The sequence below is a fragment of the Pseudomonas defluvii genome (assembly GCF_001695625.1).
Lineage (GTDB): Bacteria > Pseudomonadota > Gammaproteobacteria > Pseudomonadales > Pseudomonadaceae > Aquipseudomonas > Aquipseudomonas defluvii.
Genome location: NZ_MBPN01000158.1, coordinates 1 through 7,308, shown reverse-complemented (window position 1 = coordinate 7,308; position 7,308 = coordinate 1). Strand labels below are relative to the sequence as shown.

Here is a 7,308-nt window from a genome sequence, read left to right as displayed (position 1 = left end):
CGCTGAGAGCATCCTTGCCTACTTCGACCGGCCAGGAACCAGCAACGGTCCAACAGAAGCTATCAACGGGCGACTTGAGCACTTACGAGGTACCGCCTTGGGCTTTAGAAATTTAACCAATTACATAGCCAGGTGCTTGCTGAAGTCAGGAGGGTTTAGAAATCAGCTACACCCTTAAATGCGAAGAGCCTGTTAACTGCGTGACAGATCTGGATGGCTTTGGGCTGCGCTTTCCCTCTCCGGCAAAAAGGGGGACAGCGATAGTTAAGAGAGCCCCATGTATTGAGTTTGAACAGATTGTCCGTTTAGCGGTCGATCGTTTGATTGCTAACAGTAAAATAATTCGTGAGGTCGCGGCATGGTATGCGATCAAGCCAGATGAACTTTATATTCCTGAAAATCTCAAAGGATTGCGCAATAAGTCCGCTTTTTGCGCTGCAGAGGCCTTAGCAATTATAGGCTTTGTTCGTGATGACAAACTTACCTCCGTAAATCTGCATACCCATAGACCAAAATCTCCCATGTACTATTTGATGCCACCTGGGCTGAGTAGGCTTTTTGAGGGGGAGATACTTACTAAAGGGGACGAGATCAAGGTGCCCGTGACGGGGAATGCCGTAATTTCTAGAGGCCGATTACTGTCATGGGTGAAGGGACACTTTGGTAGTACTTTCCCATATGTGGATGGTGTGTCGGAAGTTCTCTTCAAAGACTCTATATTTGTATATCCATATTCGTCGCTGATGCCGGTAACGAAGGTTTATTGGAGATGTGAATACGTTCCGAATTTTTTTTCGAGTTCAAAGCTGCAGATGCACTTTAATAGGTTGTTCTTTAGATCAATTGGTCGTGACGATTTATCATTGGGTACACACATGCTGCGTCACCTTCTGAATACGCTTGCCCAAACTAAGCACATTGACCAGAGAATCATAGCGATGTGGTCTGGTCGAAGTTCAGTTGAACAGAATTCCGATTATGATCACCGAGCCATGGAGGAGAAGACCGAAGCTATTGATGCGGATTCAATGAGCTTAAATTATGAGTTTGGTGGGTTTTTAAATGATCTCTACAGTGTAGAGTATCAAGGTACAGGTATTTCGACTGAGCAGTTTTTTAAAGAGGTCGTAGGGTCTCTTCATGTAACAGAACTCGGCTTTTGCCGGCATAACTATGTTTCTGGTCCTTGTCCAAATGTCTTTCAATGTATTGATTGCACAGAACATTGCTTCACAAAAAGTGAGAGAGGTCGTGCGGCGGCAAGTAAAATGGTTCAGAAATTGATTCCCGTTCTCGAGTCTGCACGTATCGCGGCAGCAAACCATGAGCCTGGGGCTAATAAATTTCTAGAGGTGCACGAAAGGAAGTTGTCTCGATGCCAAAAGCAATTGGATATGTGTGAGGCGGCTGACATTCCAGCTGGCGCTTTATGCGCGCTGCCACCTGTTATTTTGCATGATAACTTGTTGTCTAAATCGTTGAAGTGGCGTGAAATTAAATCTGAAGAGCTGACTAAAAAGGCACGCGAAGATGGGCGTGTTTGCGGCTACAGCCGCGCAACGATCGAAAAAATTCTGACATTGCCAAATGTGTGGATGCTTGAAGTTCATGGGCTTCCTACCTGGAAGGCAATCTGCGATTTCTTAGAGGAAGGCTGCAATTTTAAGATTCGTCGGGAGGCATTGCTAATGAATAAGGAGATTAAAGCCGCGCTAGAAGAACTAGCAGTTCGGTTGTTGCAAAGTCCATTGGCCCAGAGAGATAGCTCCTTGCGTTGGTATTGGAATTTCCGTTATTTGACTGCGGAGGTTCTCAGGCATTGGGACTATGATCGACTCAATGCGCCGTCATGCTCTAAGGTAGCACAAGAAATAAATAGACTGTATCCGTTTGTCAATGCCACTAAATATTGCATTGAAAAAAAACAAGTTAACATCTGGTCTGATTATTCAGAAGAAACAGGAGCTACAGGATGGAGGATATATATATTTATCTAAACAGGGGCGGGTATTGAGCGAGCGAGCGCTAGCTGTCGATAGTTCTGAGCGGCTTCAGATTTATGGTGCTTTTCAAGAGTTGTGTGGTAGTTGGGAGCTTGCAGACGGCCTACCGACCAAAAAAATGGTCCTATCTGTTTTTTCTGAAAGGTATGGGTTTGATTTAACTATTCACCAGCTAAATGGCAATAAGCAGTTATTGGGGTGCTTCAGGGCTATCAAGACGAATTTGAAAGGCTCACGATTTGTACGGTATGACTGTCTGAATCGCCCTTGCTGGAAAGTACTTAGTGTCATTGACTCATGTGTGGGTGATGTTGACGTACTCAATGCTGACTCATTATATGATGCTGCGCGTGCTAGGTTTAGTGGCTTTTATCATTCTGCCTCCAGCTTTTCTGCGTACGTTTCACGATATTTGAGAGGTAAAAAAGCATGAAAAGGAGGGCAATAACTAATGAGGATCTTCATGATTTTGTCAAAATGCTTCGTCAGTGGGAGGTAGTAGAAAATGGGCCATTAAATTGGCAAAGCTATATTAAACATATAGAGATGAATATAGGGTATTCGTATGAGCGGACCACCCTATATAAGGCTAAGGGAGGTGAAATACTTAGGGAATTTCAATTGGCTAAAGATCGTCTTAAAGCGAATGATTCCCCTAAGGGGCGAGGGAGCACCATGTCTCGTCAAAATTTGCTCAAGGCTTACTCTAAGCAATTAGTTGAGATTGAGCGTTTGCGGGATGAGAATACGAATCTCTTAAAGCTTCATTTGAAATATCTAAGGCTCATGTTTGATAATGACATTGTTCCAAGCGATGATTGAACATCGAGACTGGCTCAATCCCTACAGGAAATTCTCGCACGTTGGTATGGTTGCCTGCTGCTCCGACCTAGCAGAGTATCTCTACTCAATGTGAATTTGCCCGGTTGGCACCATAAGTATCGCGGATGATCAATTTAGGCTTCAGTAAATATTTCATCGGGGGAGTCAGGGTTTTCAGTCGCTTGAGCAGCATTCACTGGCGATCTCGTCTAAGTGTGTAATTGCAGTCACTTTGTAGTGGTCAACTGATCCCGGACACTGCGTTAAGTTTTTCTTCGGCAACGGCAGGCGCCAAGCCATCGTTGAACTGATGTGGTCGCCGCCAGTTGTACCGCTCCATCAGGAAACGACCGATATCTTGTTTAGCCAAAGCGGCGCTCGTGTAGCCCACAGTCGGTATCCATTCAGTTTTCAGGCTGCGAAATAGCCGTTCCATCGGGGCATTATCATGGCAGTTGCCGCGCCGACTCATGCTCTGTGTGAAGCGGTATCGCCATAGTCTCTGGCGGAAACTCCGGCTGCCGTATTGGCTGCCCTGATCGCTATGAAACAGCACATTCTGAGGCCGGCCACGCTGCTCATAGGCCATATCCAATGCCTTGATCACCAGGTCAGCGTCAGGATTAGTTGAGAACGCCCAGCCTACGACCCGGCGCGCATGAAGATTGATGACCGCTGCCAGATAGTGCCATCGACCTTCAGCCCAAACGTACGTGATGTCACCGCACCAGACCTTGTTGGGGGATGCCACGCTGAACTCTCGATCAAGTACGTTCGGGATATCGGGTCGCTCCACGGTGGCCTTCTTGTAGGCATGGGAGCCCGGTTGTTTGCTGATCAGGTTCATCTCGCGCATCAACTTACGTACCTTGAATCGCCCGATTTGCATGCCGTCCTCTTTCATCATCAGCATGATGCTTCGACTGCCCGCAGCGCTTCGGCTTTGGGTAAACAGTTCGTTCACGCGGCTGCGCAAAATCACCCGTTCGGCATCAGGAGATCGGCGTTTTCGACAGTATGCGTAGTAGCAAGATCGAGTGACTTCAAATACCGAGCACAACAGATCAACCGGCTCCTCGGAGCGAAGCTGATCGACTAACGCGAGCGCTCGTGTTCCTCGGCCATCAAGAGCGCGGTAGCCTTTTTTAGGATCGACTTTTCCCGTTCCAGACGATTGATTCGGGCTTCCAATTCCTGGATTTTTTGCTGCTCAGGCGTCAACGCTTTGCTGGTCGGAGTGATACCGCCCCGTTCTTGCTGAAGCTGGCTCACCCACCGGCGCAGGGCTGATTCAACCAGCCCAAGGGAACGGGCTGCCTCGGCGTGGCTATAGCCTTGGTCGAGGACCAGGATGGCAGCTTCTCGCTTGAACTCGGGCGTAAAGGTACGGCGTTGTTTGGTCATCAGACACCTCTCTATGGCGAGCATTCTCGCCTAAATGGGTGTCCGGTTTCATTAGACCACTACACTTGACCACTCGTTTGCATTCGACGTGACCAGTCATTTGCATTTGATCTGACCATTCCAGATGTCAGCAGAGCGGGAGAGATCAGTGCGCTTTGGGAGGCTTGTGGCTGAGGTTGATAGGTAGCTGGAGGATGCGAAAATCCTTTCCCTCCTGATCCTGTCGACGGGGTTCTCGGAAGCCCATCCCCAGCCTAAACTCAAGCGCTCTGGGGATTTTTGGGGAGAGGCGCATGCAGTACCAACGAGCGGAAGAGCTAGAAAGGGAGTTCGGCGTCCTGATTGGACTGATGGCTGAAATGATCACAGCCCAGGCAGAACAGTACGACCCGACAGCCGATATCCCGAAGTGGATGTTCAGTCAGCATGATTTGTCCAAGAAGCTTTTTCGACACATGTGCTCGGTGCGTACGCTTCTAGAGCCCTCGCCATTTCGTAACGAGACCATCCCGCCTTACAGCTTCATCGATCACTCATCGATGGCAGTGCTGACGCGCTCTGCGCTCGAAAACTACCTGGTGATGACCTGGCTTCTCAGCGGCAGCAATGAATCGTTGCGAGAGTTCAGGCATAACGTGTGGGAGTACTGCGGCTGGAAGAAACGAAGCAAAATGGCTGCGACCACAGATGATGCGAGGGAGGCCCGCAAGAAGGCTGAGACAAATGCAGCGGTACTTTGGCCAGCTATCCATGACTCACAGCACTACCAAGAATATACAGCCCCACAGCAAGATCGACTCCGCAAAGGGAGTTGGGATGTAGGCTGGCATTGGAACGATCTGGCCGTTGACGCTGGGCTACACAGAACCTACTTCACCTCCTACTACCCTTTCCTCAGCGGACATGCGCACAGCGATTTCATCGGTGCAATGCAGAGTAGCCAAGCGGTTCGCCTCGCTGATCAGTACATGCTAGGGTCGGGAAATCTGCAGGTGATTCTGATGTTGATCGGGCACTTCGCTCACCATTACGCGAACCTCTTCCCTCCTGCCAATGAGGTGTTGCTCAACGCCGGAGTCGCCCGGGAAACCGCTGAAAAGTGGAATTTCCGGGCAGAGGACATGGACTTTCTCTACCAGTCAGAACGCTGATCATTCACGCTCAATACCCTGGCCTAATGGGTGAAGCTCCAACATTTTTCAACATGGCTGTGCCGAGTGACACAGCCATATTGAAGCTCTCGCCGTATCAGAATTTGAAGGTTAGGCTCAGCTCTGCACTGTGTGGTGTCCTAAGGTAGATCTGCGTCGACGAGTAACCTGAGTATTCTCCATAGAGCCTGTCAGTCAAGTTGCGTCCACGAAGCGTCAGGGTTGCATGCTTCATTTCGTAGGCAACCGAAGCATCGAGCGTTGTGTATCCGGCCATGCAAGGAGGTTGTCTGTGAGCTCATTTAGCCGCATAGAGCAGGCTGGCGTAGTCATTAGTGCTTGCGAATTGGAACCTGTACCGGTGGATATGGGGCACGGCCGCCAGGCTATGTCTAAGCTGTTGGCATCGAAACAGCCAATAAACGCAGTGATCTGCAGTATCGATCTACTTGCTCAGGGTGTTATGGCAGAGGCCCAGGCCAATGGTTTACGAGTACCGCAGGATATTGCGGTGATGGGCTTTGGCGATCTGGAATTTGCAGCCCACACCTACCCTCGTTTGAGCACTGTGAACGTAGATGGTGGTCGTATCGGCCTACGTACTGCTGAGCTGCTACTGCAGAGGATTGAAGGTAGCCTAGGTCGAAGAGAGCACGTGGAAGATGTTGGGTTCCGTGTAGTGCCGCGAGAAAGCACCTAGAGCATCTCGCCAAGCCAATGTCGTATCGCTGATTTAGCTTTGCTTCGTAACCACCCGTTGATCACAAAGCGTCGCGGAGACGCAACCCCCTATATCGGCATGGGCCATGCGGCGGAATCCGTGCGCGAAGGATCGTCATCCTTCGACCATTGAGCTCCTGCACTGGCTACAGGGAAAGAACTTCTAGCTCCTCTCGCTTCTAGAGCTGGGCATCTGGCGACGGAGAGAGAAAAAATTGTCCCGAAGCCCCTGTGTCAAAATATGTTGTTTGCACCCAGCTACCAGGCCATACCGGCCTTGCAACTCACAGCCTGGGCCAACGGGCATCTATCGAGTCTGATAAGAGTCATCGGGTGGATAATTGTAAGCCCCCTTTTTTAGGATCAGCAGGGGGACTGCTGATGATCAAATAGCGGTCCCCCTGCATGTGGGCATCCGAAAATTATCAGGCGGGAAGCGGATGTGGCTGGTGATGTCGTTTGTTGAGTTGATTCACGATCAGGGCTACCAATGCACAACCAATGGCAATTCCGGTCAAATCGCAGAGAATTTGTCCAAATTGGATATAGTCTCTGGGTGCATCTCCGTAAACATTGATGAACCGCTGTTGGAGCAGCTCCCAGTAAAGAGAGACACCAACACCCCCACACATAGCTGTAACAAGCGCACCCTTCGGAGTAATCAGGCGAGGGGTGAGCTTCTTCATCATGTAAACCCAACAACAGGCTGCAAGATAGATAGGAGTCATCTGCAGCGCCAACAGTGCATGCAGATTTCCGATCTTTTCCTGGAGAAATTCAGGCCCCCAAAAATAAGCCAAACCCATGATGGGCAACAGGCTGCCCAGCGCAAGGTTAATTCGAAGGGTGGTCTTTTCTGCGAACGAAATGAAGAAAAACCAAAAGCACATGATCAAACCGATGAATCCAATCATGTGAGCCACGGCGCGCGGGCCAATGAACCAACCAGGTCCGTCCATGACCTGGAACCCGGCGAAATTCGCCTGGCTATTAAACGAGATCGCAAAAAGGACAATCAGGCTCTTCGCATTTAAGGGTGTAGCTGATTTCTAAACCCTCCTGACTTCAGCAAGCACCTGGCTATGTAATTGGTTAAATTTCTAAAGCCCAAGGCGGTACCTCGTAAGTGCTCAAGTCGCCCGTTGATAGCTTCTGTTGGACCGTTGCTGGTTCCTGGCCGGTCGAAGTAGGCAAGGATGCTCTCAGCG

At 49.6% G+C, this 7,308-nt stretch carries 8 protein-coding genes; 5 read left to right on the top strand and 3 right to left on the bottom strand.

The genetic code is table 11. The annotated features are described in order from the left end of the window. The 3 genes from EKA13_RS24950 to EKA13_RS24940 all read left to right on the top strand — a co-directional run. Positions 1–178, top strand: a 178-nt coding sequence (locus EKA13_RS24950) for a transposase (protein ID WP_141685661.1), incomplete at its 5' end; no start/stop codon positions are given. Between the two features lie 22 nt (positions 179–200). Beyond that, entirely contained in the window at positions 201–1,997 is a 1,797-nt protein-coding gene (locus tag EKA13_RS24945; protein ID WP_125862966.1) for a hypothetical protein, read from the top strand. A gap of 435 nt (positions 1,998–2,432) precedes the next feature. Then, positions 2,433–2,825, top strand: coding sequence for a hypothetical protein (locus tag EKA13_RS24940; protein WP_065761786.1), 393 nt, complete (start codon positions 2,433–2,435; stop codon positions 2,823–2,825). A gap of 241 nt (positions 2,826–3,066) precedes the next feature. Here EKA13_RS24940 and EKA13_RS24935 read toward each other — a convergent pair. Continuing rightward, positions 3,067–4,229, bottom strand: a protein-coding gene (locus EKA13_RS24935) for an IS3 family transposase (protein ID WP_100250162.1) whose coding sequence is annotated in 2 segments (ribosomal slippage) — positions 3,067–3,974 and positions 3,974–4,229 — 1,164 coding nt in all. Because the reading frame shifts where the segments join, the coding sequence is not laid out codon by codon here. 293 nt (positions 4,230–4,522) lie between these two features. Between EKA13_RS24935 and EKA13_RS24925 the strand changes: the two genes are divergently transcribed. Both EKA13_RS24925 and EKA13_RS24915 read left to right on the top strand, forming a co-directional pair. Further along, positions 4,523–5,380 (top strand): DUF5677 domain-containing protein, encoded by an 858-nt coding sequence (locus EKA13_RS24925; RefSeq protein ID WP_065761784.1) that lies wholly within the window; start codon positions 4,523–4,525, stop codon positions 5,378–5,380. Between the two features lie 292 nt (positions 5,381–5,672). After that, positions 5,673–6,080, top strand: a complete 408-nt coding sequence (locus EKA13_RS24915) for a substrate-binding domain-containing protein (protein WP_065761783.1) — start codon at positions 5,673–5,675, stop codon at positions 6,078–6,080. 445 nt (positions 6,081–6,525) lie between these two features. Here EKA13_RS24915 and EKA13_RS24910 read toward each other — a convergent pair whose 3' ends face one another. Then, entirely contained in the window at positions 6,526–7,059 is a 534-nt protein-coding gene (locus tag EKA13_RS24910; RefSeq protein ID WP_065761782.1) for a hypothetical protein, read from the bottom strand. Between the two features lie 71 nt (positions 7,060–7,130). Continuing rightward, on the bottom strand, positions 7,131–7,308 hold a 178-nt coding region (locus tag EKA13_RS24905; protein WP_141685661.1), incomplete at its 5' end, for a transposase.